The 23040-nt window shown below is 63.4% G+C and carries 24 protein-coding genes and 3 tRNA genes; 14 read left to right on the top strand and 13 right to left on the bottom strand.

From position 1 onward, the window contains the following. Positions 1-6 precede the first annotated feature (6 nt). A complete protein-coding gene (locus tag HTZ84_RS15235) occupies positions 7-468 on the top strand; it encodes a group I intron-associated PD-(D/E)XK endonuclease (protein WP_174681461.1) in 462 nt (153 codons plus the stop codon). Between the two features lie 9 nt (positions 469-477). On the opposite strand, the gene HTZ84_RS15230 is transcribed toward HTZ84_RS15235, so the two are convergent. Then, a complete protein-coding gene (locus tag HTZ84_RS15230; RefSeq protein WP_174681460.1) occupies positions 478-972 on the bottom strand; it encodes a CopG family ribbon-helix-helix protein in 495 nt (164 codons plus the stop codon). A 109-nt stretch (positions 973-1081) separates the two neighbouring features. On the opposite strand from HTZ84_RS15230, the gene HTZ84_RS15225 reads away from it, so the two are divergent. The 6 genes from HTZ84_RS15225 (at position 1082) to HTZ84_RS15205 (ending at position 5369) form a co-directional block, all read left to right on the top strand. Then, positions 1082-2287 carry a GTP-binding protein gene (locus tag HTZ84_RS15225; RefSeq protein WP_174681459.1) on the top strand — a complete coding sequence of 402 codons (1206 nt, stop codon included), beginning with the start codon at positions 1082-1084 and terminating at the stop codon, positions 2285-2287. Next, complete coding sequence (locus HTZ84_RS15220; RefSeq protein ID WP_174681458.1) at positions 2284-3678, top strand: CobW family GTP-binding protein; 1395 nt, start codon at positions 2284-2286, stop codon at positions 3676-3678. Before HTZ84_RS15225 ends, HTZ84_RS15220 begins: the two co-directional genes overlap by 4 nt. Positions 3679-3703: 25 nt before the next feature. Next, positions 3704-4291, top strand: coding sequence for a MogA/MoaB family molybdenum cofactor biosynthesis protein (locus tag HTZ84_RS15215; RefSeq protein WP_174681457.1), 588 nt, complete (start codon positions 3704-3706; stop codon positions 4289-4291). Between the two features lie 61 nt (positions 4292-4352). Beyond that, complete coding sequence (locus HTZ84_RS23045; protein WP_008892792.1) at positions 4353-4481, top strand: hypothetical protein; 129 nt, start codon at positions 4353-4355, stop codon at positions 4479-4481. A 70-nt stretch (positions 4482-4551) separates the two neighbouring features. Then, positions 4552-4626: transfer RNA gene (locus tag HTZ84_RS15210), tRNA-Ile, on the top strand. 455 nt (positions 4627-5081) lie between these two features. Continuing rightward, the gene (locus HTZ84_RS15205; RefSeq protein ID WP_174681456.1) at positions 5082-5369 is read left to right on the top strand and encodes a HalOD1 output domain-containing protein; all 288 of its coding nucleotides are present in this window, start codon (positions 5082-5084) and stop codon (positions 5367-5369) included. Positions 5370-5530: 161 nt separating this feature from the next. Here the strand turns inward: HTZ84_RS15205 and HTZ84_RS15200 are convergent, their stop codons facing one another. Both HTZ84_RS15200 and HTZ84_RS15195 read right to left on the bottom strand, forming a co-directional pair. After that, positions 5531-5803, bottom strand: coding sequence for a PadR family transcriptional regulator (locus HTZ84_RS15200; RefSeq protein WP_126663673.1), 273 nt, complete (start codon positions 5801-5803; stop codon positions 5531-5533). A gap of 373 nt (positions 5804-6176) precedes the next feature. Continuing rightward, a complete protein-coding gene (locus HTZ84_RS15195; protein ID WP_008892789.1) occupies positions 6177-6371 on the bottom strand; it encodes a cold-shock protein in 195 nt (64 codons plus the stop codon). A 326-nt stretch (positions 6372-6697) separates the two neighbouring features. Between HTZ84_RS15195 and HTZ84_RS15190 the strand changes: the two genes are divergently transcribed. The 3 genes from HTZ84_RS15190 (at position 6698) to HTZ84_RS15180 (ending at position 9670) form a co-directional block, all read left to right on the top strand. Further along, on the top strand, positions 6698-7435 hold the full coding sequence (locus HTZ84_RS15190; protein ID WP_174681455.1) for a queuosine precursor transporter: 738 nt from the start codon (positions 6698-6700) through the stop codon (positions 7433-7435). A gap of 49 nt (positions 7436-7484) precedes the next feature. Continuing rightward, a complete protein-coding gene (locus tag HTZ84_RS15185) occupies positions 7485-8567 on the top strand; it encodes an aminopeptidase (RefSeq protein ID WP_174681454.1) in 1083 nt (360 codons plus the stop codon). Between the two features lie 488 nt (positions 8568-9055). Beyond that, the gene (locus tag HTZ84_RS15180) at positions 9056-9670 is read left to right on the top strand and encodes a DUF309 domain-containing protein (RefSeq protein ID WP_174681453.1); all 615 of its coding nucleotides are present in this window, start codon (positions 9056-9058) and stop codon (positions 9668-9670) included. 30 nt (positions 9671-9700) lie between these two features. Here HTZ84_RS15180 and HTZ84_RS15175 read toward each other — a convergent pair whose 3' ends face one another. The 3 genes from HTZ84_RS15175 to HTZ84_RS15165 form a co-directional block, all read right to left on the bottom strand. Further along, positions 9701-10672, bottom strand: coding sequence for an aldo/keto reductase (locus HTZ84_RS15175; protein WP_174681452.1), 972 nt, complete (start codon positions 10670-10672; stop codon positions 9701-9703). 125 nt (positions 10673-10797) lie between these two features. Further along, the gene (gene azf, locus HTZ84_RS15170; protein ID WP_008892784.1) at positions 10798-11547 is read right to left on the bottom strand and encodes an NAD-dependent glucose-6-phosphate dehydrogenase Azf; all 750 of its coding nucleotides are present in this window, start codon (positions 11545-11547) and stop codon (positions 10798-10800) included. 360 nt (positions 11548-11907) lie between these two features. After that, entirely contained in the window at positions 11908-12270 is a 363-nt protein-coding gene (locus HTZ84_RS15165; RefSeq protein WP_174681451.1) for a dihydroneopterin aldolase family protein, read from the bottom strand. Between the two features lie 468 nt (positions 12271-12738). Here HTZ84_RS15165 and HTZ84_RS15160 point away from each other — a divergent pair, with 468 nt between their 5' ends. Next, positions 12739-13269, top strand: a complete 531-nt coding sequence (locus HTZ84_RS15160; protein WP_174681450.1) for a DUF5790 family protein — start codon at positions 12739-12741, stop codon at positions 13267-13269. A gap of 51 nt (positions 13270-13320) precedes the next feature. Here the strand turns inward: HTZ84_RS15160 and HTZ84_RS15155 are convergent, their stop codons facing one another. Then, complete coding sequence (locus HTZ84_RS15155; protein WP_174681449.1) at positions 13321-14061, bottom strand: creatininase family protein; 741 nt, start codon at positions 14059-14061, stop codon at positions 13321-13323. 154 nt (positions 14062-14215) lie between these two features. On the opposite strand from HTZ84_RS15155, the gene HTZ84_RS15150 reads away from it, so the two are divergent. Continuing rightward, the gene (locus HTZ84_RS15150; protein WP_174681448.1) at positions 14216-14560 is read left to right on the top strand and encodes a DUF5789 family protein; all 345 of its coding nucleotides are present in this window, start codon (positions 14216-14218) and stop codon (positions 14558-14560) included. 245 nt (positions 14561-14805) lie between these two features. On the opposite strand, the gene HTZ84_RS15145 is transcribed toward HTZ84_RS15150, so the two are convergent. Together HTZ84_RS15145 and HTZ84_RS15140 are read right to left on the bottom strand one after the other, a co-directional pair. Continuing rightward, a complete protein-coding gene (locus HTZ84_RS15145; RefSeq protein ID WP_174681447.1) occupies positions 14806-16818 on the bottom strand; it encodes an ABC transporter ATP-binding protein in 2013 nt (670 codons plus the stop codon). A gap of 78 nt (positions 16819-16896) precedes the next feature. Further along, a complete protein-coding gene (locus HTZ84_RS15140) occupies positions 16897-17391 on the bottom strand; it encodes a DUF192 domain-containing protein (protein WP_174681446.1) in 495 nt (164 codons plus the stop codon). A 61-nt stretch (positions 17392-17452) separates the two neighbouring features. Between HTZ84_RS15140 and HTZ84_RS15135 the strand changes: the two genes are divergently transcribed. Beyond that, positions 17453-17526, top strand: a tRNA-Val gene (locus HTZ84_RS15135). Positions 17527-17895: 369 nt separating this feature from the next. Here HTZ84_RS15135 and HTZ84_RS15130 read toward each other — a convergent pair. Together HTZ84_RS15130 and HTZ84_RS15125 are read right to left on the bottom strand one after the other, a co-directional pair. Continuing rightward, positions 17896-18072 (bottom strand): hypothetical protein, encoded by a 177-nt coding sequence (locus tag HTZ84_RS15130; RefSeq protein WP_174681445.1) that lies wholly within the window; start codon positions 18070-18072, stop codon positions 17896-17898. A gap of 1096 nt (positions 18073-19168) precedes the next feature. Then, positions 19169-19615 carry a DUF7344 domain-containing protein gene (locus HTZ84_RS15125; protein WP_126663657.1) on the bottom strand — a complete coding sequence of 149 codons (447 nt, stop codon included), beginning with the start codon at positions 19613-19615 and terminating at the stop codon, positions 19169-19171. A 222-nt stretch (positions 19616-19837) separates the two neighbouring features. Between HTZ84_RS15125 and HTZ84_RS15120 the strand changes: the two genes are divergently transcribed. Beyond that, positions 19838-19911, top strand: a tRNA-Phe gene (locus tag HTZ84_RS15120). Between the two features lie 1068 nt (positions 19912-20979). Here HTZ84_RS15120 and HTZ84_RS15115 read toward each other — a convergent pair. Next, positions 20980-21417: an SPW repeat domain-containing protein gene (locus HTZ84_RS15115; protein ID WP_174681444.1), complete on the bottom strand. Its 438-nt coding sequence runs from the start codon at positions 21415-21417 to the stop codon at positions 20980-20982. A 232-nt stretch (positions 21418-21649) separates the two neighbouring features. After that, positions 21650-22561 (bottom strand): hypothetical protein, encoded by a 912-nt coding sequence (locus HTZ84_RS15110; protein ID WP_174681443.1) that lies wholly within the window; start codon positions 22559-22561, stop codon positions 21650-21652. Positions 22562-23040 lie beyond the last annotated feature (479 nt).

Below are 23040 nucleotides of genomic sequence, written 5' to 3'. Positions count from 1 at the left end.
CCGTCCGTGTCGGATCGAACCACGTGTTACGAGAACCTCGAGCAGCCACAGAAGCGCGGTCGCGCGACCGAAGCGATCGTCCGGGCAGCGTTCGCGGTGCGCGATATCCCCGTCCTCGTCCCGACCGCAGACGAGCCGTACGATCTCGTCGTCGAGGTCGGCGGACAGTTTCACCGCATTCAGTGCAAGACGGCCTATCGAAAGAGCGAGGGGACGGTCGCGTTCGGGACGATTGCCACGCGGCGTGGCGACGACTACGGCCGCGAGGACTACCGCGGACGCGCGGAGTACTTCGCGGTCTACGATCCGGTCACCGATAACCGGTACCTGGTCCCGGTCTCGGACGCTGCGGACGGGAAGATGGAGATTCGATTCCGCGAGCCGAACAACGGGCGGCGCGCCGGAATCAACTGGGCGGAGGACTACCTGCTCGAGGAGCGACTCGCCGACCTCCGGCGACCCCGATAACGATAGCGGTCAGCTGCAGCCGTCCCGAAGCTGGCCGATCGAATCCAGCGGAGCCAGCGAGTAGTCGACGCGATCGACGGCCTCGATCGCGCGGAGGGTGCCGACGAACGCCGACAGCGTCTCGAGGTCGCCCTCGAGGACGAACAGGTCGACGCAGTACCCGGGTTCCGACCGCGATTCCGATTCCGAGTCGCGGCTCGTGTCGCACGACGGACAGTCACAGCCATCACCGACGTGACCGTGGTCGTTCGAGGCGACGACGTCGTCGTACTCGTGGCGCAGTTCAGTCACGCGGCGCTCGACGCGCTGACTGCCGAACTCGTAGAAGACGCTGACGACGCCGGCGAGAGGTCGGCCCTCGAGACGGTCGTCCTCGAACTCTCCGAGTAGCGTCCGCGCGCTCTCGCGGACGACCTCGCTGCGGCCTGTGTAGTCGTGACCGGCTGCGTGGGCGTCGAGTCGATCGATCAGGTCTGCAGGCATCGAGACGCTGACGATGGGCATTGTCGATATGAAAACGGGGTAGAGTCATAATAGTATTTGTTATGATTACTGGGCCGGTTACGTAATAGCTAATATTATTAACCCACCAGAGTATATTCACAATCGACTCATGACCGACCGCATTCCCGTGACCGTCCTGAGCGGCCCGCTCGGCGCCGGCAAAACGACCGTTCTCAACCACGTACTGACCGCCGACCACGGCTTCGAGGTGGCCGTCGTCGTCAACGACATGGGCGACGTCAACGTCGACGCCGAACACGTCGCCCGGCAGACCGATCTGGGCGGCGACGAGGAGATTATCGAACTCTCGAACGGCTGTATCTGCTGTCGGCTGCGCGGAGACATGCTCGAGGAAGTCGGCCGACTGGCCGACCGCCTCGAGTTCGACTACCTGCTGGTCGAATCCTCGGGCATCTCGGAGCCGATCCCGGTCGCCCAGACGTTCGCGATGGGGTTCGAGGACGCCGACTTCGATCCGACCGACACCTACGAACTGGATACGATGGTCACCGTCGTCGACGCCTACAGCATCTGGGAGTCGTTCGACACCGGCAGCGCACTCGCGGCCCAGCAACCCGCGGCCGACGTCGGCCGCGTGCCCGAGGAGGTCCTCCTCGAGCAGATCGAGTTCTGCGACGTCCTCCTGTTGAACAAGTGCGACCTCGTCCCCGACGACGCGCTCGAGGAAATCGAGGCCGTCCTCGAGCGTCTGCAGCCCCGAGCGGAGATCGTTCGGACCGAGTTCGGCGACGTCGATCCGGCCGACATCCTCGACACCGACCGGTTCGACTTCGAGCGCGCGCAGGCGTCGGCGGGCTGGAAGCGCGAGCTCCGGCACGAGCACGACCACGACCCGCAGGCGGAACACGGCGTCACGTCGTTCGCGTACAAGCGCGATCGGCCGTTTCACCCCGAACGCATCGCGGCGCTGCTCTCGGACCTGCCCGCGGAACTCGTCCGCGCGAAGGGCTTCTTCTGGAGCGCCGGTCGCGAGGACGTCGCGATGGGGATCGACAAGGCCGGCACGTCGGTCCGGGCCGGCCCGACTGGACAGTGGTTAGCGACCCTTCCCGAGGCCGAGCGCGAGCAGTTCTTCGCCGCGCGGCCGGGTCTGAAAGACGACTGGGACGAAGAATGGGGCGACCGAGGGACGAGCCTCGTCTTCATCGGTCGCGACTTCGACGAGGAGACCCTGATCGAGCGCCTCGAGGACTGCCTGCTGACCGACGCCGAGATGGACGACGACTGGGACGCCTACCCCGATCCGTTCGGATCGGAAGACCGACGTGAACTCGCGCTCGCTGACGAGACATGAGCGTTCCCGTCACCGTCCTCTGTGGCGAACTCGGCGCCGGCAAGACGACCCTCCTGTCGGCCCTGCTCGAGTCGACCGACCGCGAGATCGCCGTGCTGGTCAACGACGTCGGCAGCGTCAACGTCGACGCCGATCTCGTCGAAGCGCGCACCGACTTGCGGACCGGCGAGGAGGTCGTCGCCCTCGAGAACGGCTGTATCTGCTGTAGCCTCGGCGGCGAACTCTCCCGGTCGGTCATCCAGCTGTGGAAGGAACACGACTTCGAGTACCTCGTCGTCGAGGCCTCCGGCGTCGGCGAACCGGAGCCGATCGCCCGGCAGTTCGTCCGCGGCCCCGCGGGCGGCCCCTACGACCTCGACGCGGTCGTCACCGTGGTCGACGCCCGGCGGTTCCACGACCGGTTCGCGGCCGCCGACGCGGTCGACGGGGCGACCGACGACGCGGCCGTCGCGGCGGACGAATCCCGCGACCCGCCACAACGGCAGGGCCCCGACGAGACCGGCAGCCGCCCGCTCGGTGACCTGCTGCTCGAACAGGTCGAGTTCTGCGACCTGCTGGTCGTCAACAAGTGCGATCTCGTCTCGGAGACCGAACGAGAGCGCGTCGTCGGAATCCTCGAGACGCTCCAGCCTCGCGCCGAGATCGTCACTACCGAATACGGCGCGCTCGAGCCCGACGCGCTGCTCGAGAGCGGACGGTTCGACCTCGAGGCCGCGGCCGAGTCGGCGGGCTGGAAGCGAGTGATCGAGGCCGACGCCGAGGACCGCGACGACGCCGGTCACGACCACGAACACGACCGTGGGGACGGTGGCCACGAGCACGATCACGGTGACGAGGAGCACGAACACGATCGCGTTCACGGCGACCACGACCACGCACATCCACCGGAACGCTACGGGATCGAGGTCGACACGTACCACCGGCGGCGGCCGTTCCACCCCGAACGCTTCCTCGCGCTGCTGGCCGACCTGCCCGCAGGCCTCGTGCGCGCGAAGGGACTGTGTTGGATCGCCGGCCGCGAACGGCAGGCGATCACGATGAGCTACGCCGGGACGGCGACGGCCCTCGAAGTGACGGGTCGCTGGATCGCCAGCCTCTCCGAAGAGCGGCAGGACCAGTACCGGAAGGCCCAGAACGACCTCTCGTGGGACGAGGAGTGGGGCGACCGCGAGACGCGACTCGCCCTGATCGGCCGCGACCTCTCGATGGACGACCTGCAGGCCCGCCTCGACGACTGTCTACTGACCGACGCCGAGATGGACGCCGACTGGTCGACGTTCGAGAACCCCGCGCCGACGGGGATGGACGAGTTCGTGACGGTATCGGCGACGAGTAACGAACCCGACCGCGTCGCACTCGAGGCAATATCCCGCGACGAGCCGAGGGATTAACGCCCTCTGGCGTGGACGATAGCGTATGACAAGCGATCGAAACGACCGTCGGAGCATGGACGACCACGGCCACGACGTCATCGATCCCCTCTACGTCGGAATCGTCACGGTCTCGAGTTCGCGCGCGCGGGCCGACGAGGCCGACCCCGACGACCCGGGCGGGGACACGATCCAGGAGTGTTTCGAGGACGCGGGCCACGAGGTTCAGGAGCGGCTGTTGGTCCGGGACGACTACTCCGCGATTCGAACCGCCGTCCGCGGACTGGTCGCCCGGCCGGATATCGACGTCGTGCTCACGACCGGCGGGACGGGCGTCACCGCCGACGACGTCTCGCCCGAGGCGACGGCCTCCCTGTTCGAACGCGATCTGCCCGGCTTCGGGGAACTGTTCCGGATGCTCTCCTGGGAGGAGGTCGGCACCCGCGCGATGGCCTCGCGCGCGAGGGCGGGGATCGCCGTCGACACGCCGGTGTTCTGTCTCCCCGGGAGCACGAGCGCCTGCGAGACCGCCTGCGAGGAGTTGATCGTCCCCGAAGCGCCCCACCTCGCGGGCCTGGCGACGCGCCACCGAACCGGGACGAACGACCAGACGCTCGCGGATTACGGGGAGTGAGCGACCGGTCGGATTCCCTGAAGCAATTCTTATCGGCGCCACGCGCGTAGCCTCGAGTGCTATGTGTCACCACTTCGAATCCGTCACCGAACTCGACGCGGAGGAGCGAGCGGACGTCCTCGAGTCCCACGACGAGGCGGAGCTGGAAGCGGAACTGAGCGACGAGGAACTCGAGGCGCTAACCGCGTAGGCGCCGGCCCGCTCGCGGGCGAAACGGACAGCAAGCGTTAATTAGCACGCACGTTTTTGCTCGAGTGAAGGGGCCCTTAGCTCAGTCTGGTTAGAGCGCTCGGCTCATAACCGAGTGGTCAATGGTTCGAATCCGTTAGGGCCCATGGAGCAAGGCGAGCAGACGCGAGCCTCGCGGAGTGGACCGCTGACGATTCGAACGAGACGACGGCGAGCGAGGCGAGCCGTCGGCGTGGTTCGAATTCATTAGACTTCTGACGCTTGCGAGCGACAGCGGGCAGCGCGGAACGATTCTGACTGGCCGAACGAACCGACGGCGAGCGAAGCGAGCCGCGGCGTAATTCGGGTTCGTTAGCGCTTATATATTCGATAATGAACAGTTGCAAAAACTGAATCTCAGCTAACCCTATCAAAAGGTACGGTCTGAAAGCGTGTTTCGGGAGACGCGTGTAGATATCAGTGTGAATACACCTGAACGCCCGATCCTTCATTCACAGTCGCCAGTCGTCCGAATTGTCGGATCCGATCCATATCACCAATCGCAACGGGGCAGGCAGATGCCGCGGGCACGTTTACGTACGACGGGCGTTGCATCCTATCCATGTCTACCGACAATCAAACCTATCAGGGAAGTGGCGACACGACGTTCAGTCCGGACGAGAACCGGACGCTGAGCGAGGCCGTCCTGGGTGCGATCGAGGCCCATCAGGACATCGACCTCGTGGAGGCGGATTTCACGCTGTACGAGATCATCAACCCGGACGCGCTCGAGCGACTGTTTCGGTTCAACCAGAACGCGGCGACGACTGTTTCGTTCGTGATCGACGGCACGCACGTCTCGCTTCACGACGCCGGCGACGAGATCGAGATACGGGTCACTGACGTGTGAGCGCGGCCGAACCGCCGAACCCGAGCGGGCCGGGAGTGGCCGGGACTCGAGGCTCGGCGGCCGCCCTGCGTGCCACAGCACCCTGAGAGGACCGACAAGCGGCGCTCGTCGAACCCTCGCCGGCGCGCGCGTGCGGTTCAGAACTGGGAGTCAGGAGACGGTCAGTCGATGTACTGCCGTTCCCACTCGCGGCGCTGTTCGATCGCCGACCGCCCTTCGTCGCTGATGGCGTAGTAGTTCGTTCGCCGATCGAGCTGCCCTTTCTCGACGAGCTCTTTGTTGACGAGCGTGTCGAGATTGGGGTACAGCCGACCGTGATTGATTTCACTGTTGTAATACTTCTCGACTTCGTCTTTGACTTCTTGGCCAGACGGCTGGTCGGCTCCGGCGATCACGTACAGAAGATCGCGTTGAAATCCGGTCAGATCGTCCATTTTGCAACCACACCGACACACGGACTGTTCGACTATTTGTTATCGTTCGCGTATCAACTGTTTCTCGGTCGTTTCGGGGGACTAACTCAGATAAGCGGACGAATTGGATCGGTCGCTGGCAGTAAGGGATGGCTACAAGTGACACACCAGAAACCCGCCGCCCGCTCTCGAATCGAGCCGACCGGTCAACTAGGGCTCCGAATATGATCGATAGTGAACTACCAGTTAGCGAAACTCTGTTTAGATCCAGACACGAGCGAGACACGAGCGCTAATTCCGGTCGACGAACGACCGTCGCTACCGCTATCCCATGAAGCCTGCCGAAGAATGTATAGTCGAATGTGAAACCCGTTACCGAACGCGAGAAGCCGTATTACAGGCGGGTGACGTTGGTGGCGCGGGGGCCCTTGGGGGCCTGTTCGATGTCGAATTCGATCTCTGTGCCTTCCTCGAGGTCCGGGCCGCCAACGTCTTCCATGTGGAAGAAAACGTCCTCGTCCGCGTCCTCAGTATCGATGAAACCGTAGCCGCCTGTGTCGTTGAAGAAATCAACGTTTCCTTTCGCCATTGCAACCAAAGAGAGTAGAGCGACACGTATAACAGTTGTGTTATACTCGTCCTCTCGAAAACGGGACAATCTCCGAAACGAATCGGCCGAAAACGCGAATCTCAGCCGATTATCCTGGTGTTTAAAATTACTCTTCAATTTGATCATTACCCGCTAATAGTCCCGAAAGACGGTGTTCCGGGCCGCTATCGATAGATCGTGATATCAACCGAATCATGGAATCGTCTCGAACGCATCCGTCGACATCGCGGCGTCGATCGAGTCTCGACGGTCGCTCCGAGTCGGTCTCGAATCGTTTAGGTAGATCCGCTGGATACGCGCAGTGCATGGCCCGCTCTCAATCGCAGTCACGGGGTCCGCCGGGACCGACGGTGGCGCAAGTGGCGCTGATCGGTCTGTTCGTGACGGCCCTGGTGACGGCACAGCTGACGGCGTCGAAGGTGCTCGCGTTCTCGCTACCGGTGTCGCTGCCGGTCGCCGGCGCCGAGCTCGCCCTGCCCGGCGCCGCCGTCGCCTACGCGCTGACGTTCTTAGCGAGCGATTGTTACGCCGAACTGTACGGCCGGCGGGCGACGCAGGTTATCGTCAACGTCGGCTTCGCGATGAACTTCGTCGTCCTCGCGCTCGTCTGGTCGACGATCGCGGCCCCTGCGGCCGACTCGAGTATCGACCCCGGGACGTTCGCGGACGTGCTGGGCGCCTCGACGAACATCGTCCTCGGGAGCCTGCTGGCGTACGTCGTCAGCCAGAACTGGGACGTGATCGTCTTCCACCGAATCCGCGACTACACCGGTCGGGAGAAGCTCTGGCTGCGAAACATCGCGTCGACGGCGAGCAGCCAGGCCATCGACACCGTCATCTTCGTCACCGTCGGCTTCGCCGTCGCGCCCGCCGTGCTCGGCGTCGGCGCCGTCCTGCCGGTCGAGGCGCTGCTCGCGCTGATGGTCGGGCAGTACCTGCTGAAACTCGCCATCGCCGTCCTCGACACCCCGATCGTCTACGCGGTCGTCTCGTTCGTGCGCGCTCGAGAGGAGCGATTCGCGGACGAGACGACCGTCGCGTAGTCGCGCCGCGAACGAGGAGCGTTTAGTGGACCGCTCTCGAGTGGCCGATATGGACGAACGCGTACGCGAACACGCCGACGTACTGGTCGACTGGAGCGCCCGCGTCGAGGCCGGCGACGACGTCGTGCTCTCGGTCGGTCCCGACGCCCACGAACTCGCGGTCGCGGTCGCCGAGAAACTGGGCGAGCGGGGCGCGAACCTGGTTTCGACCTACAGCTCCGGCGAGATCACTCGCGCGTACCTCCGCGCCCACGAGGGCGAGTTCGACGAGAACCCCGCCCACGAACTCGCGCTCGTCGAACACGCCGACGTCTACCTCTCGCTCGGCGGCGGTCGGAACACGAGCGCGACCGCCGACGTGCCGGGCGAGCGCCGCCGTGCGTACAACAGCGCCAGAAGAGACATTCGGGAGACGCGACTCGGAACCCGTTGGGTGTCGACGGTGCATCCGACGCGGTCGCTGGCCCAGCAGGCTAACATGGCTTACGAGGAGTACCAGGAGTTCGCCTACGACGCGATCCTCCGGGACTGGGAATCGCTGGCCGAGGAGATGGCCCGGATGAAGGACCTGCTCGACGCGGGCGACGAGGTGCGGCTCGTCTCGAGCGGAACCGACCTCACCATGCGGATCGACGACCGAACGGCGGTTAACAGCGCCGCCTCGGTCGCATATGATTCGCATAACCTTCCCAGCGGCGAGGTGTTCACCGCACCCTACGCCACCGAGGGCGAGGTGACCTTCGACGTCCCGATGACGCTGCGCGGCGAGTCGGTTCGTGGCGTCCGCCTCGCGTTCGAGGACGGCGCGGTCGTCGACTACGACGCCGAACAGGGCGCGGACGTGATCGGCGAGATCATAGAGACCGACGACGGCGCGCGCCGACTGGGCGAACTCGGAATCGGGATGAACCGCGGTATCGACCGCTACACGGACAACATCCTCTTCGACGAGAAGATGGGCGATACGATCCACCTCGCGCTCGGTCGGGCCTACGACGCGAATCTCCCCGAGGGCGAGTCGGGCAACGACTCCGCGGTCCACGTCGATCTGATCACCGATATGAGCGAGGACTCGCGCCTCGAGATCGACGGCGAGGTCGTCCAGCGGAACGGACGGTTTCAGTGGGAGTAGCGAGGAATCGGAGATACCTCGAACGAACGGGTGCGTAGCACCCGTGAGTAGCGTGGTTCGGAACGAGCGGAGCGAGTGAGAACCACGGACACCGAACGGTGAGCGAAGCGAACCGTGAGGAGTAGCGAGGAATCAGAGATTCCTCGAACGAACGGGTACGTAGCGAGGGTTCCGAGATCCCGAAATGGGACCGTAGAAGTCAGTTAACGGTCCCTTATGGTCGTTGTATCACGTCAACGGACGGTGAAGCCGCTCCATAATAATGTACCGCCGCGGTCTCGTTGCAAGTACCGCCATGACCGGTGGCGGCACATAACCGGTCGGGGGCTCGCTGCTCGTCCCGTCACCTGATCACCGTACCGAGTCGATCAGTGTCCCCCTGTTCACAGTTGTCTGCCCGCCCTGCCGGAGGCGGTCGTATCCGGCACCCACCGCGGTCGGGTTTTTGTCGGCGACAGTGTCTCGGGCCTCGAGTCCCTACGCCGGGTATGCGCGACCAGCTCCGGGCGGGAGCCGCGATCTACAACGCGGGATACTACCACGCCGCCCACGACGCCTGGGAGGATCACTGGCTGAATCTCGAGGCCGGCACCGACGACGAGCGACTGCTCCACGGGTTGATCCAGTTCACGGCGGCGGTCGTCCACGCCCGCGAGCGCAACTGGGAGGGGGCCGTCGGGCTGGCCGAGAGCGCCCGGGAGTACCTCGCCGAGTTACCGGCCGACTACCGCGACGTCCGGCTCCCGCCGGTGCGTTCGTTCCTCGAGGCGCTGGCGGCCGATCCCGAACTCGTCGAGCGCCGGCCGCCGGTCCGACTCGTCCACGAGGGAACGGCGCCCGCGCCGGCCGACCTCGCGTTCGAACCGACGGCGATCGCCGCGCCCGTCCTCGCCGACGAACTGGGGTACGACGTCGATCCCGTCGACGCGGCCCGGCAGTACGCCGAACGCGATCTGGCGGCCGGCGACGACGACAGCCGCTTCATCACGCTGGTGTTCGATTTCGTCCGCGAGGACGAGCACCGCGGACTCATCCACCAGCGACTCGCGGATCACGTCGGTCGACGCGAGGCCCGCGAATCCGACGTCGAAGGGCTGTTTTGATCGGTCTATCGGTGTCGGTCGCCACGTCGGTCACTCGTGGCCCGCGATCGGAAGCGGCTCGTAGGGCTCCTCGAGGTAGGCGATGTCCGACGCCGTGAGATCGACCTCGAGCGCTTCGACGGCCTCTTCTAGGTGCTCGACGCTAGTCGTGCCGACGATGGGGGCGTCGACCCAGTCCTTGTGGAGCAGCCACGCGAGGCTGATCTGGGCCATCGTGACGCCCTTCTCGGCGGCCAGTTCCTGCACCCGTTCGTTGATCTCCTCGCCGCCGCCCTCCAGATACGGGATCTGCTCTAAGTACTGGTCCGTCTGGCCGCGGGTCGTCGACTCGATCTGGTCGTGCGGGCGGGTACCGACGCCGCGAGCCAGCGGTGACCACGGGATCACGCCGATCCCTTCCTTCTGACAGAGGGGGAGCATCTCGCGTTCCTCCTCGCGGTAGAACAGGTTGTAGTGGTTCTGCATCGTCGCGAAGCGCTCGAGGCCCAGTCGCTCGCTCGTCTGCAGCGCCTCGGCGAACTGGTGGGCCCACATCGAGGAGGTGCCGACGTAGCGCACCTTCCCGCGGCGGACGGCGTCGTCGAGCGCCCGCAGCGTCTCGTCGATCGGCGTGTCGTAATCCCAGCGGTGGGTCTGGTAGAGGTCGATCGTCTCGAGGCCGAGTCGATCGAGGCTGGCCTCGAGTTCCTGTTCGATCGCCTTTCGGGAGAGCCCGCTGGCGTTGGGGTTATCGGGATCCATCTCGGCGAAGACTTTCGTCGCGACGACCTGCGCGTCGCGGTCGTACCCCTCGAGGGCGTCGCCCAGGATCTCCTCGGACTCGCCCGTGGAGTAGACGTTGGCGGTGTCGAAGAAGTTAATCCCGAGATCGATCGCGCGCTCGATGAGCTCGAGGCCCTCCTCGCGGTCGAGCATCCACTCCCGGCCGCTGCCGAAACTCATGCAGCCGAGACCGATACGACTGACTTTCATGCCGGTCGAACCGAGCGTCGTGTACTCCATGGCCGTACTGACGCGGCCGACACCAAAACGTCGGGGCCCGCCGGTTTCGGTTGCCGGTTTTCCCCGCGAGCGTGCCGGCGGAGGCTACTCGAGAGGGGTGCCGCTCGAGGGACTCGCAGCGACCGTCAGTCGTCGTTGTGAGCGGCGGAGTTGTCCTGTGGCTCGTAGCCGAGGACTTCCTTCGCGCGCTCGATGGAGTAGTATTTCCGGTCGTTGTCGGAGATACCGTAGACGATCTCGTAGTCGTAGTCGGCCTGAATGCAGCGATCGAAGAGGTGTGCACAGTCCCGGTAAGAGAGCCACATCGCCTGGCCGCGCTCGTAGTCGATCGGCGGGTGGTTCTCCGTGAGGTTCCCGATGCGGACGTTGACCACCGAAATCCCGTACTCGTCGTGGTAGTACCGACCGAGCGCCTCGCCGGCGACTTTCGAGACGCCGTAGAGGTTGCCCGGACGGGGCTGTTCGGTCCCGTCGAGCAGGTAGTCGTCGTCGGCCCGGTACATCTCGGGCGTGCGCTCGTCGGTTTCGTAGTGGCCGACGGCGTGGTTCGAGGAGGCGAAGGCGACCTTCTCGACGCCGGCGTCGACGGCGGCCTCGAAGACCGTCTGGGTCCCGTCGATGTTGTTCGTCAGGACGCTGTCCCACGGCGCCGTTTTTCGGGGATCACCCGCGAGGTGGAGCACGACGTCGATCCCCTCCATCGCCTCGCGGATGGTCTCGTCCTCGGTGATATCCGCGACGACGAACTCGCCGGGGTAGTCCTCCGTCGGCGGATCCCGATCCAGCAACCGCCACTCGTAGTCGTCCGCGAGGCCGCCGAGGATGGCCTCTCCGACCCGCCCCGCAGCCCCCGTAAGCAGGACTGACTGTGCCATTCGTTCGGTGGAAGGGAAAGCGTCGATAAGTACCATGCGGTTCCTCGGCAGTTCGGTCGGTAGTAGCATACGGTCCGAACGGCGACGGCTACTGTCCGCTCGGCTCTCACTCGATCGAGAACCCGCGTTGCGGGGGCGCGTGTTGACGGCGCGCCTGAGTAATGCGACGGCGCGGCGACGACTACGCGCGAGGGACGAGCGAGTGACCTGTGGGAACGAGCGAATCGGCTGGGGAGGGAGTGGCAATTCCCCGTTGCCACGATAGCAGAACGCTTCGTTTCGGTACGATCGTTCTCGATCCCGCTGTTCGACGAGCGGGAAGACTGAACGTCGATCGTATCCGTCCGCTCGCTCCCGGAATCAGTCGCGACCGCGAACCGATTCGACTCGCATGAGCGGATAGCCCTCGTCCATCTCCATTCGGGTCACCACCTCGCAGCCCTCGTAGTCGACGACGATCTCGACCTCGAGGAAGCGTCCGGTCAGTTCGGTGTAATCGGCCGCCGAGTCGGCGAGTTCGGCCTCGAGCGCCTCGGTGCGAACGTCGACGGTGACGTCGGTACAGTGGGGCTGGTTCTCGATGGCCTCCTCCATCGCGGTCGCGAGGCTGGGTGCGCTGGCCGGCGCGACGGGCGTCCCGGCGAACTGGTGGTAGAGCGTGCCGAACTTGATGCCGGCCTCGAAGCAGGCGGCCTCGGCGTCGGTGGGGTCGCTGTCGGTCATACGCGGATGCTCGAGTGCGGTCGGGAAGGGGGTTGCGATGCGAGCGGACGCGATCGCGATTCCGTGCGAACGACGAGGTGCACCCTGCGCTCGTGGCGACAGGGGGTCGCCACTCACTTCCCGACCGATTTCTCCTTTCGGAACCGGAGGTTCCGCGCTACCCCTCGTTCGCAGGCTCACTCGCTCATCCTCTGCGCGAGTTCGGACTGCGGTTCCTCGATGACTCGCCGCAGTCCCACGCGCCACCGTCCGTCAGTTGGCCGAATAGGGAACGAAACCGTCTCCGTCTCTACTGGCCGATAGGGACGATTCGTTCGACCGCGCATTCTCAGTCCTGCTCCGCCGAGGGTACGAGTCACCTCCCTTTCGAAATCTCGTCGCCGTTCGGCCGATATCGACTCGCTCGAGTCGGTTTTCACTTTCACTTTCGGGCGACCTTTTAACCCCGGTCCCCGTGAAGGGTGAGCTATGAGCCAAGCGACATTCGGCGACGACGAGGAACTGTTCGGCGAGGCCGCCAACGAGATGCGCGCAGACGTCGAATCCTCGCTCGAGGACGGCTGGGCCGCGCTGCCCGATGCCGACGACGTCTGGGAGACCGACGCCGACAACGTCCTCGGCGTGCTCAACGGCCTCAACTCCGCGCTGGACGCCGGCGACGCCGAGGAGCACCTCCGGGACGCGAAGAAGTGGTTCACGATGGGCCAGCGCGCCGACGCCTTCGAGGACGCCGACGACCTCGAGGCGGAGATCGGCAATCTCGAGGACGCCATCGCGGATATCACCGAGGCCGGCGAACAGGTCGGCGAACTCACGTCGACGATTCCCGCGCTCCGAGGGACCCTCGAGGACGCCGGTCCGGACACCGACGCCGACGCCGACGCGGACACCGCGGACGAAGCCGAGGACGCCGCGGACGAAGCCGAGGAAGGCGAGGAAGAGGAGGCGGAAGCTGACGCCGACGCTGACGAAGACGAGTCCGACGAAGACGAAGAGTAACGACGCTGCCACTCGAGAGCGACTCGCATCGCCCCGCGACCGCCGCTACCGCTACTCCCGGCGGTCGGGTCGCGAGACGTCTCGCTCGGCGACGGCCTCGAGCAGTCGCGCTAACGCGTCTCCCGCCAGTTCGAGCAGTTCTTCACCGCGTTGCCGATCCCCGTCTTCGGGATCGCCGACGACGCCGTTTTCGGTAAACTCCGCCGCGTCGTAGGCCAGATTCGAATAGCTCAGCCAGTCGCCCCAGCTCTCGGCGCGTCCGTCTCGGGCCTCCTCGATCCGTTCCTCCCGGACGAGGTCGGGCTCGCAGTGGCGCAACAGGGCGGTCTCGAGCGGGCCGCCGTGGCCCATCTCGGCGGAGTGCTCGCCGACGGCCTCGAACCAGGTGAAGGGAACGGCGTAGGCGTCGCCGTCGCGGGTGATCCGGCCGCCGACCTCCCGCAGGGCGTCGACGTTGCCGCCGTGGCCGTTGACGATGACGACCCGATCGAAGCCGTGGTGGGCGAGGCTCTCGACGGCCTCGCGGACGTAGTCCCGAAAGGTGTCCTCGGAGACCCACATCGTGCCCGGGAACTGCCGGTGTTCTTCGGCGATACCGACCGGGATGGCGGGCGCGCGGACGACCTCGCGGTCGACGCGCTCGACGCCGGCGTCGGCGACCGCCTCCGCGGCGACGACGTCCGTCCCCAGCGGGGCGTGGGGGCCGTGCTGTTCCGTGCTGCCGACGGGGACGACCGCCAGCTCCGTCTCGCAGTCGCGGACGTCCGTCCACGTCGCGTCGCGTAGGTCCATGCGCGAGTACTCCCGCGGGGCGGACATGAAACTCTCGGAACCTCGGTTCCCGTCGTATCGTCGGCGCGGTCCTCCTCGGCGCGTCGCTCCGCCGTCGGTTCCGGTGGCGAACGCAGGGCCAACCGGTTTCCGGCGGTGCGGGTAATTGCCGTCCATGACCAACGACGACCGACAGCTCGGCGTCGACCTCGGCGAACTGGGCGACGACCTCGAGTCCGCGGACTACCCGCTGAGCGAGGACGAACTGTTCGAGCGCTACGGCGACGAGGAGATCGAGATGGAGGGGAACACGACGACCCTCGAGGAACTCATCGGGCCGCTCAACCAGGAGGAGTACCAGGACTACGGTGACGTCGAGACGGCGATCATGAACATGGTCGGCGACGAGGCGATCGGACGGAAGAACTACAGCGACCGTACCCCGCCCGCGTCGGGCGAACAGCGACAGGACGAGGGCGCGCCGGACCAGGGCGACCAAGAGGGACAGGAGTCGTTCTGAGCGCGTCCGAAGCGGAACCGGTCGCTCGAGATCGAGACGAGGAGGAGGAAAAGGTATCGCTAGTCCTTTTCAGCGGAGAGTGAACAGCGCGGGAGCGAACACGCCGCTCCCGACGAGAGCGACCGCCCCAACGGTCGCCTCGAGCGGCGCGTCGTGCGTCTCGGCGGTATCGGAGGCGAGAATGTAGACGCTCCACTCTTCCGACAGTACGTCGCTGGTCGGAGAGCGAAACGCCCTCGAGCCGATCAATCGTCGTCGTCGGTACTGACGTCCGTTCGGGCCTGCCGGCGCTGGGCGCGCTCGATGAACTCTTGGGGAAGTTCGTCGATCTCGCCGGCCTGGACGCCCCAGAGGTGCGAGTAGAGTCCGCCGTTCTCGAGCAGTTCCTCGTGTCCGCCGCGTTCGACGATCTCGCCGCCCTCGAGGACGAGGATCTGATCGGCGTCCTTGATCGTCGAGAGGCGGTGGGCGATGGCGAACGTGGTTCGGTCCGCCGCGAGTTCGTCGATCGAGCGCTGGATGAGCATCTCCGTCTCGGTGTCGACGTCGCTGGTCGCCTCGTCTAAGACGAGGATCTCGGGGTCCTTGAGGATCGCCCGCGCGATGGAGATGCGCTGGCGCTGGCCGCCCGAGAGTTTCACGCCGCGCTCGCCGACCTCGGTGTCGTAGCCGTCGGGGAGATTTTCAATGAACTCGTGGGCCTCGGCCATCTTCGCGGCCTCGATCACGTCCTCGCGATCGGCGCCGAAGGTGCCGTATTTGATGTTCTCCTCGACGGTGCCGTAGAAGAGGAACGTGTCCTGGCTGACGTAGCCGATCGACTCGCGCAGGCTCTCGAGCGTGACGTTTCGGACGTCTTGGCCGTCGACGGTGATCGCCCCCTCGTCGACGTCGTACATCCGCAAGAGGAGTTTGAGGACGGTCGACTTGCCCGCGCCCGTGGGGCCGACCAGCGCCAGCGTCTCGCCGCCGGCGACGGTGAAGTCGATATTCTCGACGATGATCTCGTCGTCTCTCGAGTCGCTTCGCTCCTCGGTCGACGTTTCCGGAGCGCTTTGCGCCCCGCTATTGCCGTAGCCGAAGGTGACGTCGTCGTACGAGACGCGGCCCGCCGTTACCTCGAGGTCCGTCGCGTTCGGGTTCTCCGCGACGCGGCTCGGTTCGTCCATCAGCCCGAACATCCGCGCCGAGGAGGCGCGGGCGCGCTGGTACATGTTGATGATCTGCCCGAACTGGGCCATCGGCCAGATGAAGCGCTGCGTGTAGAGGATGAACACGACGAACTCGCCTTCGCTCAGGCTGCCGGTGAACGGACCGGGCGCCCCCCGAAAGACCCACAGACCGCCGACGAGGAAGGTGACGACGAAGCCGATGCCGGCGAGGACGCGAAGCCCCGGGAAGAACTTGATCCGGGTCTCGATGGCGTCCCAGTTGGCGTCGAAGTAATCCTGCGAGACGTCCTCGACGCGCTCGGACTCGTAGTCCTCGGTGGTGCTCGACTTGATCACCTGGATCCCGCCGAGGTTGTTCTCGAGGCGGGAGTTGACCTTGCCGACGGTCGAGCGGACGGCGGCGTACTTGGGCTGGATGATCCTGACGAACAGGTAGGTGAAGCCGGCGATCAGCGGCACGGGAAGCAGCGCCACCAGCGCGAGTTGCCAGTTGTAGGCGAAGAGGATGGCGCCGATGCCGACGACCATCACCGTCAGCCGGAACAGGGAGTTCATCCCGTCGTTGAGAAAGCGCTCGAGGCGGTTGACGTCGTTCGAGAGGATGGACATCATCTCCCCGGTCTGCTTGTCCGCGAAGAAGTCCATGTTCAGCCGCTGCATCTTGTCGTAGGTGTCGGTCCGGATATCGTGCTGGATGTTCTGGGCGAAGGCGTTGAAGCCCCAGTTGCGAAGCCAGTGAAACGCCGCGCCGAAGAAGAAGGCGGCGGCGATGACGCCGACGGTCAGGTAGAACTGCCCCTCCTGGGTCGCGGGAATGTACGGCGCGACCAGATCGCCGCCGAAGGGGAGCGCCTCGGCGTAACTGGCGGCCTCGTCGCGGAACACGGCGTCGAGCGCGACCGCCAGCATGATCGGCGGCAACAGATCCAGGATTCGGGCGAAGATACTCGCGAAGACGCCGACGATCGCCTGAAACGTGTAGTTGCGCCCGTACTCGAGGAACAGCCGCTTCATCGGGTTCTCGATCTCCTCGCGTTGTTCCTCGAACGGGTCGTCCTCCTCCCAGTCGACGCCACTCCCGCTCATTGTCTTCGAGTCCGGGTCGGCCGCCAATAAGGGTTTGCTACGAATCGAAACGGTGGTCTGCGGGGATCGACCGTCGTCTCACTCGTACTCGATTTCGATCTCGTCGCCGGGCTCCATTCCGGTCTCGTTGGCGTAGCCGCGGGGCACCTCGAGAACCCACTTCGCCTCGCCGGAGTACTCGAGATTCTCGCCGTCCTCGCCGGCTTCGGGCGCGCGGGCGTGCTCGATCGCCGTGATCTCACCGTCGGCGCCGACGAAGACGATGTCGATGTCGAAGTCCATCTCCCGCATCACGTAGGTCCGCTCGTCCTCGTCGTCGTGGACGAACAGCATCCCCTCGCCGTCCGCGAGCGACTCGTGGTCGCTCAACCCGGTGTAGCGTTCGTTCGGCGTGTCCGCGACCGCGACGTCGACGGTCGCGAGCTCCGCGCCGGTGTCGCCGTCGACGACGCGGACGGTGCCCTCGTCTTCGGTCCACGGCGGCGTGACCAGCCCCATCTGGAGAACGAGCATGGCGACCACGCCGACGGCTGCAACCGCCAGGAGGACCTTCTGGACGCGCTCGAGGGCCATGATCGATCCTCGAGCGCGAGAAAGTAAAGGTTATTCGGACGGGGTGATTTGGTTCGGATGCGGGCTCGTGGTCTAGCTGGTCATGACGCGGCCTTTACAAGGCCGAGGTCGGTGGTTCGAACCCGCCCGAGCCCACTATTGCTGTCGCGAACAACCCGTGAGCGACAGCATCGTGACGAGAGGGCGGTTCGAATTAGACGAGACGCGCGCAACGTAGTGAGCACGTCTCGGCGTGGTTCGAACCCGCCCGGGCCCCTCTTCGACTCGAGCCAGTCTCTCTCGAACGCACTCGAGTCGATCTCTCTTCAAACGTACGAGCCAGCGCAACCGCCAAGCCTCGCGACGAGAGTGCACTCCTGGACTATCGATTCTCATGCGCCACCGACCGCAAATATCCTCCCGGAAACGCTGCGCTCGGAACGGGACCGTCGGCGATCATTCTCACCTTCGCGATCCGGCCGAGCCGACGCCGAACCGGACGAAGATCGCTCGACGACGAACGGGTCAGCGTTTGGCCACGAGGTCGAGCCACTGCGAAGACCAGAGCCACTCCGAGGACGACGGTCCGTCTTCCTCTCCGGTCGCGATGCGGACGCCGACGACGCCGGACATCGACTCGGGTTCCCACTCCGCTTCGGCGGGCGCCGGTCGGAACGCGTCCTCGTCTCGAGACTCGAGCATACTCTGTCCGGGGTGACACGTTCGGGTCGGATAGTTACGCGTTCCCCTCCGTGCGGTACTCGAGCGATACCGAATCGTTGCTCGTGGTATCGACCGCGTGGCGAGTCGGTAGCGACCGCATTACGGCCCGCTACCGGCCGTTGAGAGGTTCCCGCGGCCCGATTGCGCGCTCTCCCGAAGGCGGATTCGCCGGGCCACCGTCGCGCCCCGATCAGCCTCACTCGTTCGATGCCGGCATCGCGCCCCCGTCGACCGGCGGTTCGAACGAACGCAGGTCGCAGATGTCGGGATGCTCGAGGTGCGTTTCCGTCCAGTGGGTCAGTTCCGAGCGCCGCGTCGCGGTCGAGAGCTCTTCGCGAATCGATTGCCACCGCGCGTGCCGCCGGCGGACGAGGACCGGACTCGCCTCGAGGTCGAGCAGTTGGTGATGGCCGGCCGGTGATCGTCCCGGCCGTCGTACGACAGCGCGCCGTCCCGTCGGATCCTAATCGTGATCACGTCGAGTCGGGGGTCGAGCGTTCGATCCCCGTCGCCGGCGGCGACTCGCCGCAACCGGTTTGACGCGCTCCGGACGCCGCACGCTGGACGGTCGGCTCATCTGTCGGGGCTCTTCCGACTCACTACGAGAGCGTTCCGTTCCTTCCACTCGAGACGATGTCCATTCCAGTCGCGATGACGCTCTTGCATTCGATACACTACTCGTCTCGTCGGGTAGAGGATTCGTTGCAGTCAGTGAAACGATCAGGTGACTGTCGGTTGCGGTAACCCGATTCAGGCCGCTCGCTGTGGCTGCCGTTCGGATTCGACGCGTCGCTCGAACCACTCCGTTCTCTGCCACGAGACGCCCGTAACTGGTTTCCAATGACGTATTATGGACACTCGTTTGTTAAGACAGCCCCCGTCGGTAATGTAAGGATAGCTCTCTCGAAACCGGTTTTGCGGAGCTGGAATCGCTCCGACGCACTGATAGCGTCGTCACGTCCCTGCTTACCGGTTGTCGCGAGCCGTTCGAAACGATCGCCCTGCGAGAAAACAGCCACTGTGCCTCGAGCGACGTGGTTCGCCGTCGTCGGTTCGGGCGGCGGTTCGAGTCGAGCTACTGCTTGAGCCGGGCGACGTTCTCCCGGACGCGTCCCAGGAGGCCGTCACCGGACTCGTGTTCGAGCGCGGCGTGGAGTGTCGAATTCTCCGGTTCGTCCTTGACGACGACGCGGAGGTACGGCTCGAGCTGGTCGAAGTTGTCCCCGAGGACGACCGTGTGGTTGTCCTCGTCGTGGTCGACGACGCCCGCGTCGGCCAGTTTCGGGACGTGACACTGGACGGAGGAGACGTAGACGCTCTTGTACTCGTTTTTCGCGACTTCGTCCGGGGGCACGTCGTGCTCCCAGCCGGCGACCTGTTCGGCCAGCGTCGAGAGCTCGATCGGATCTTCCTGTCCGCGGAGCGCGTAGAGGAGGTACCGCCGTCGCCGGTTCGCGAGCAGTTCGAGGATGGTATCTGCCGAGAGTTGTCGTCCCTCCTGACTCGAGGTAAGTGCCTCCATAACACGATATTACTCGCCAGCCCGGAAAAGGGTGTCTTGAATATCTAAAAATCCAACAGACACGGATCAATGACTGATAAACTCGAGCGTATTCTCCGCGTTACTTTCCGATGTGTTTTCCTAACCCCACTTATCACAAACAAAATGATACTCGTGCAGGCGGCTGCCATACCGGATCCGATTCGAAATCCTTTTTTATACGATCGACAGAGATAGAGATGCGCCGCCTTAGCTCAGACTGGGAGAGCACTCGACTGAAGATCGAGCTGTCCCCGGTTCAAATCCGGGAGGCGGCATACTTCTCCGAAACGATCCACATTGACCGTACAGCAGTGGATTTCGACGGTACTGCCCCCGAAAATCCTGGAGAGATTTGAACCGGGAGACGGACGCGCCCCAGAGCAGTCGGGCGTTTCTGTATAATCATAGGGGCTGTAGACTTATCAAATTTCCGTCTGTAGGTATGAATATCGGCGTTTGAACCACGTGTACTGCCTAGATCCGGAAATTGTTGTGATTGGGTCATAAGATAATCATGTATTCGGTCAAGTGAATCTGGCGCGCGCCCAACTGATCTAAGCTACGGTGAAGTAGCTTTCCGCTCAAGAAGACCGGAACGTAATCCAGTGGATTGCTATCGACTCACTTCGATCCCCGTGATCGCACCCCCAGTGGTTTCCTGATACTCGGCATCCGAGTTGGGGGTACGGTGATAGCCTTCCGGAGCGGGATGGTTCCCTTTTCCCGACGGCTTCTCGGGCATCAAGACGTAACTCCCGCTCTCTTCCTGTTGACGTTGCCTCTTCCCCTTCCCGTAGATCCGATAGTATTCTTCGCCGTCTACGGGTGATGTTTCGAGGGTCACTGTTTCGATTTGCATTTTCCGCGTCCCATCACTTCCCCCACTCCAGCTTGCGTTGGTCGCCACGGCAACTTTGTCACCCGGACGAAGTCGGTAGAGAAGTTTGCGGATCGCATCCCGATCACGGTCAAGGTCTGTCTCTCGTACCATAGTATAAGACGCGGTGTACAAACAATAGAATTGACGATCAAGTGTCTTCACAGAAGAGATGATCTATGGCTCCTACGAGAGGCCGTCGGATAGATCGTGAATGGGGTTCATCGCGCTTTCGTCCAGTCATCCCGTTCTATAATTTCTCTTCTAACCATTTTCACAGCCACATTGGGCCGCGATAATCTTATCAGCAGATAGTAGCACGATTTCTTTATTCAGATATTCCCTGAAACTGAATCGGACGATTCGGTAACTACAGCTGCGTAGTGAGCAGTTGTTTTATTAGATCGGTGTAGGAACTGTCGAACCCGTTCTCATCCCTTCGGGGGTGAAAAACTAGTGATCTTATTTAAGCGCGAGCGGGGGCATGCTCGGGGGTATCAGCCTTGCTGTTAGCGTAGGCGTTGTATGCTGAGAGGGCAGCTGCGATCAGTCCACCGGCGGCGGTGGCTGTCGCGAGTTCACTGCTCCCCATTTCGATGACCGCTGGCGAGACGAGTGCCCAAAGTCCGAGTAGTGTGGCCAGCGAGGCGACGCCGACGCTCGCTAGCCGATTCCGCGACAGACGGACGAAGTTATAGCCGGAGAGCAGGAAGATCGCCGTCCCTGTGAGGGTGTCATTCCAGATTGCCGCCTCCGTGGACTCAAACATGAACGGGTAGGCGACGAGTCCCAGTCCGGCCAAGGCGACGATCGCGCTCACCCACTGCATCGTGTCCGTGTTGAGGGCATCTCTGTTCCGAGTCGATTCAGCATCGCGGCCCGTTTCAGTGTTCGTGTTGCTCATGATCGACACTGGCTGTACTCATTCACGGGATAAAACGGCAGAGCCTACACATACTGGCCATTCTCGCCTTATAAATCGGCTATTATGAGTTTCATCCCTGAGCGAAAACTACGTGTGCTTACTGATCGAAATCCGTGCTATTAACCAACTTACGTCTTCTCTCTTGGGTAGCCTGATACAACTAACATGTCCTCCCGTACGGCGACGAAATCACTCCCAGTCGCGGTTGTTGCTACGTCATGAATGGAGTGATTGACGCGATATGCTGGGCCACTGTTGCTACCCGGAGGATAAACGCTATCAGGAGCGCAAGAGGGACGAGACCGACCAAAACTGTGAGGAGAGTGAAAACAAACACTATTGGCAGAGGGGCAAACGCCGTGGGAAAGGTAGTGAGCTGGAGGAGTAACGCCACTGGGAGAGAAATAGCCAGTACACCGACATACAGGAGTGAGCGAGAGAGTTTTGCGAGTTCTTCCTTCATGAACGCGGTCGTAAAGTACTGTCGAGCAATGTCGAGATTCTTCAAATCCGCGCTCAAGCCATCGAGCGTGGAGAGCAGTTGTTCATCCTCATTCCCCTCGTAAGCCGATTCAAGCTGATGGCATTCATGAATGTAGGTCGCGTATTCGATACCAAGGAGAGGAACAATCACCGAAGAGAGCTTATCCGATCCTGTCCCGAGTTCCTCGCTAATCTGGGCACATTCCTCCGGTAGCTCATCGATAAGGTGGGTATCCGATTCACTGGTCGAGTCGGGGAGAAATTCCGTGAGCGACCCGGCGCGTTCTTGGGTTTGTTGAAGGAGCTGTTGCAGGAAGTCGGCTGGATCGGTCGGTGGTGCCGGCTGGTCGAGTGCTGCCTGCCGATAGTCGGACGTTTGGTCAATCTCGTCTCGGAGCGACCCCGGTGATTCCAGTTCTTGGGAGAGAATTACTTGGTTGATCGCGACCACAAGGGTGATAAGCGTGATATTCCCCCCGATTAACGCGCTCGCGAGATAGACTAACGGCGTGAGATTGCGGATGGCAAACTGGGAGAAGAGAGGGATAAGCACCACCACAGCCATGGCGAAGAGTATCCCAGTGGCGACGGTAAACCGATCCCCTGAGAGGAGCAGCCATCGACTGACTCGGTCGTCCATTCGTTGATTGGTACTTTGCCGGTCAGCTGGAAAAGGTGTGGTGCCTTTCTGTACCAGGATTTGATTCTCCGATTACGAACGAGCTTTGTGCCCCCTGTACTGACCGCTAACCCACGATCATCCAGCCAATTCTACCGGGGTTCTCGGATAGTCTTTCAGGTAAGTTCTATCTGAAAGGCATGGTAACGCTATGTGCGTATTGAGTGGGCCGCTGACTGATCCACTTTCTTATCCGTACAGGGAACGTTACGATAGAGGCGGGTCATTGATCAACTGCCCAACCACGATTCAATGGCCCGCATTTTTCTTAACGCTGCAACGATCAGTGCTCGTCTAACTAATCAACGAGAGACTATCTCTCCCGCTATGGCAATAGTTAACTCAGATCCTCCCATGAAATCAGATATGACGGAGGAAGGTGAGAGACAGCGGGCAGCAGCAGTCTGTGAAAACTGTGGGACTGCCCATGCGGTGCGTCT

It is taken from the genome of Haloterrigena gelatinilytica (assembly GCF_013342145.1).
Taxonomy (GTDB): Archaea; Halobacteriota; Halobacteria; order Halobacteriales; family Natrialbaceae; genus Haloterrigena; species Haloterrigena gelatinilytica.
Note: the sequence above shows the minus strand (reverse complement) of the source record. Positions and strands in the feature narration are given on the sequence as shown.

What these genes read in the sequence shown, in the direction of transcription:
- HTZ84_RS15125 (WP_126663657.1), bottom strand. Translation starts at nt 19,615, where the DNA reads ATGGAGGCACTTACCTCGAGTCAGGAGGGACGACAACTCTCGGCAGAT.
- HTZ84_RS15115 (WP_174681444.1), bottom strand. Translation starts at nt 21,417, where the DNA reads ATGAGCAACACGAACACTGAAACGGGCCGCGATGCTGAATCGACTCGG.
- HTZ84_RS15205 (WP_174681456.1), top strand. Translation starts at nt 5,082, where the DNA reads ATGTCTACCGACAATCAAACCTATCAGGGAAGTGGCGACACGACGTTC.
- HTZ84_RS15215 (WP_174681457.1), top strand. Translation starts at nt 3,704, where the DNA reads ATGACAAGCGATCGAAACGACCGTCGGAGCATGGACGACCACGGCCAC.
- azf (WP_008892784.1), bottom strand. Translation starts at nt 11,547, where the DNA reads ATGGCACAGTCAGTCCTGCTTACGGGGGCTGCGGGGCGGGTCGGAGAG.
- HTZ84_RS15165 (WP_174681451.1), bottom strand. Translation starts at nt 12,270, where the DNA reads ATGACCGACAGCGACCCCACCGACGCCGAGGCCGCCTGCTTCGAGGCC.
- HTZ84_RS15155 (WP_174681449.1), bottom strand. Translation starts at nt 14,061, where the DNA reads ATGGACCTACGCGACGCGACGTGGACGGACGTCCGCGACTGCGAGACG.
- HTZ84_RS15160 (WP_174681450.1), top strand. Translation starts at nt 12,739, where the DNA reads ATGAGCCAAGCGACATTCGGCGACGACGAGGAACTGTTCGGCGAGGCC.
- HTZ84_RS15145 (WP_174681447.1), bottom strand. Translation starts at nt 16,818, where the DNA reads ATGAGCGGGAGTGGCGTCGACTGGGAGGAGGACGACCCGTTCGAGGAA.
- HTZ84_RS15225 (WP_174681459.1), top strand. Translation starts at nt 1,082, where the DNA reads ATGACCGACCGCATTCCCGTGACCGTCCTGAGCGGCCCGCTCGGCGCC.
- HTZ84_RS15200 (WP_126663673.1), bottom strand. Translation starts at nt 5,803, where the DNA reads ATGGACGATCTGACCGGATTTCAACGCGATCTTCTGTACGTGATCGCC.
- HTZ84_RS15185 (WP_174681454.1), top strand. Translation starts at nt 7,485, where the DNA reads ATGGACGAACGCGTACGCGAACACGCCGACGTACTGGTCGACTGGAGC.
- HTZ84_RS15220 (WP_174681458.1), top strand. Translation starts at nt 2,284, where the DNA reads ATGAGCGTTCCCGTCACCGTCCTCTGTGGCGAACTCGGCGCCGGCAAG.
- HTZ84_RS15180 (WP_174681453.1), top strand. Translation starts at nt 9,056, where the DNA reads ATGCGCGACCAGCTCCGGGCGGGAGCCGCGATCTACAACGCGGGATAC.
- HTZ84_RS15140 (WP_174681446.1), bottom strand. Translation starts at nt 17,391, where the DNA reads ATGGCCCTCGAGCGCGTCCAGAAGGTCCTCCTGGCGGTTGCAGCCGTC.
- HTZ84_RS15230 (WP_174681460.1), bottom strand. Translation starts at nt 972, where the DNA reads ATGCCCATCGTCAGCGTCTCGATGCCTGCAGACCTGATCGATCGACTC.
- HTZ84_RS15190 (WP_174681455.1), top strand. Translation starts at nt 6,698, where the DNA reads ATGGCCCGCTCTCAATCGCAGTCACGGGGTCCGCCGGGACCGACGGTG.
- HTZ84_RS15130 (WP_174681445.1), bottom strand. Translation starts at nt 18,072, where the DNA reads ATGCTCGAGTCTCGAGACGAGGACGCGTTCCGACCGGCGCCCGCCGAA.
- HTZ84_RS15175 (WP_174681452.1), bottom strand. Translation starts at nt 10,672, where the DNA reads ATGGAGTACACGACGCTCGGTTCGACCGGCATGAAAGTCAGTCGTATC.
- HTZ84_RS15110 (WP_174681443.1), bottom strand. Translation starts at nt 22,561, where the DNA reads ATGGACGACCGAGTCAGTCGATGGCTGCTCCTCTCAGGGGATCGGTTT.
- HTZ84_RS15195 (WP_008892789.1), bottom strand. Translation starts at nt 6,371, where the DNA reads ATGGCGAAAGGAAACGTTGATTTCTTCAACGACACAGGCGGCTACGGT.
- HTZ84_RS15150 (WP_174681448.1), top strand. Translation starts at nt 14,216, where the DNA reads ATGACCAACGACGACCGACAGCTCGGCGTCGACCTCGGCGAACTGGGC.
- HTZ84_RS23045 (WP_008892792.1), top strand. Translation starts at nt 4,353, where the DNA reads ATGTGTCACCACTTCGAATCCGTCACCGAACTCGACGCGGAGGAGCGA.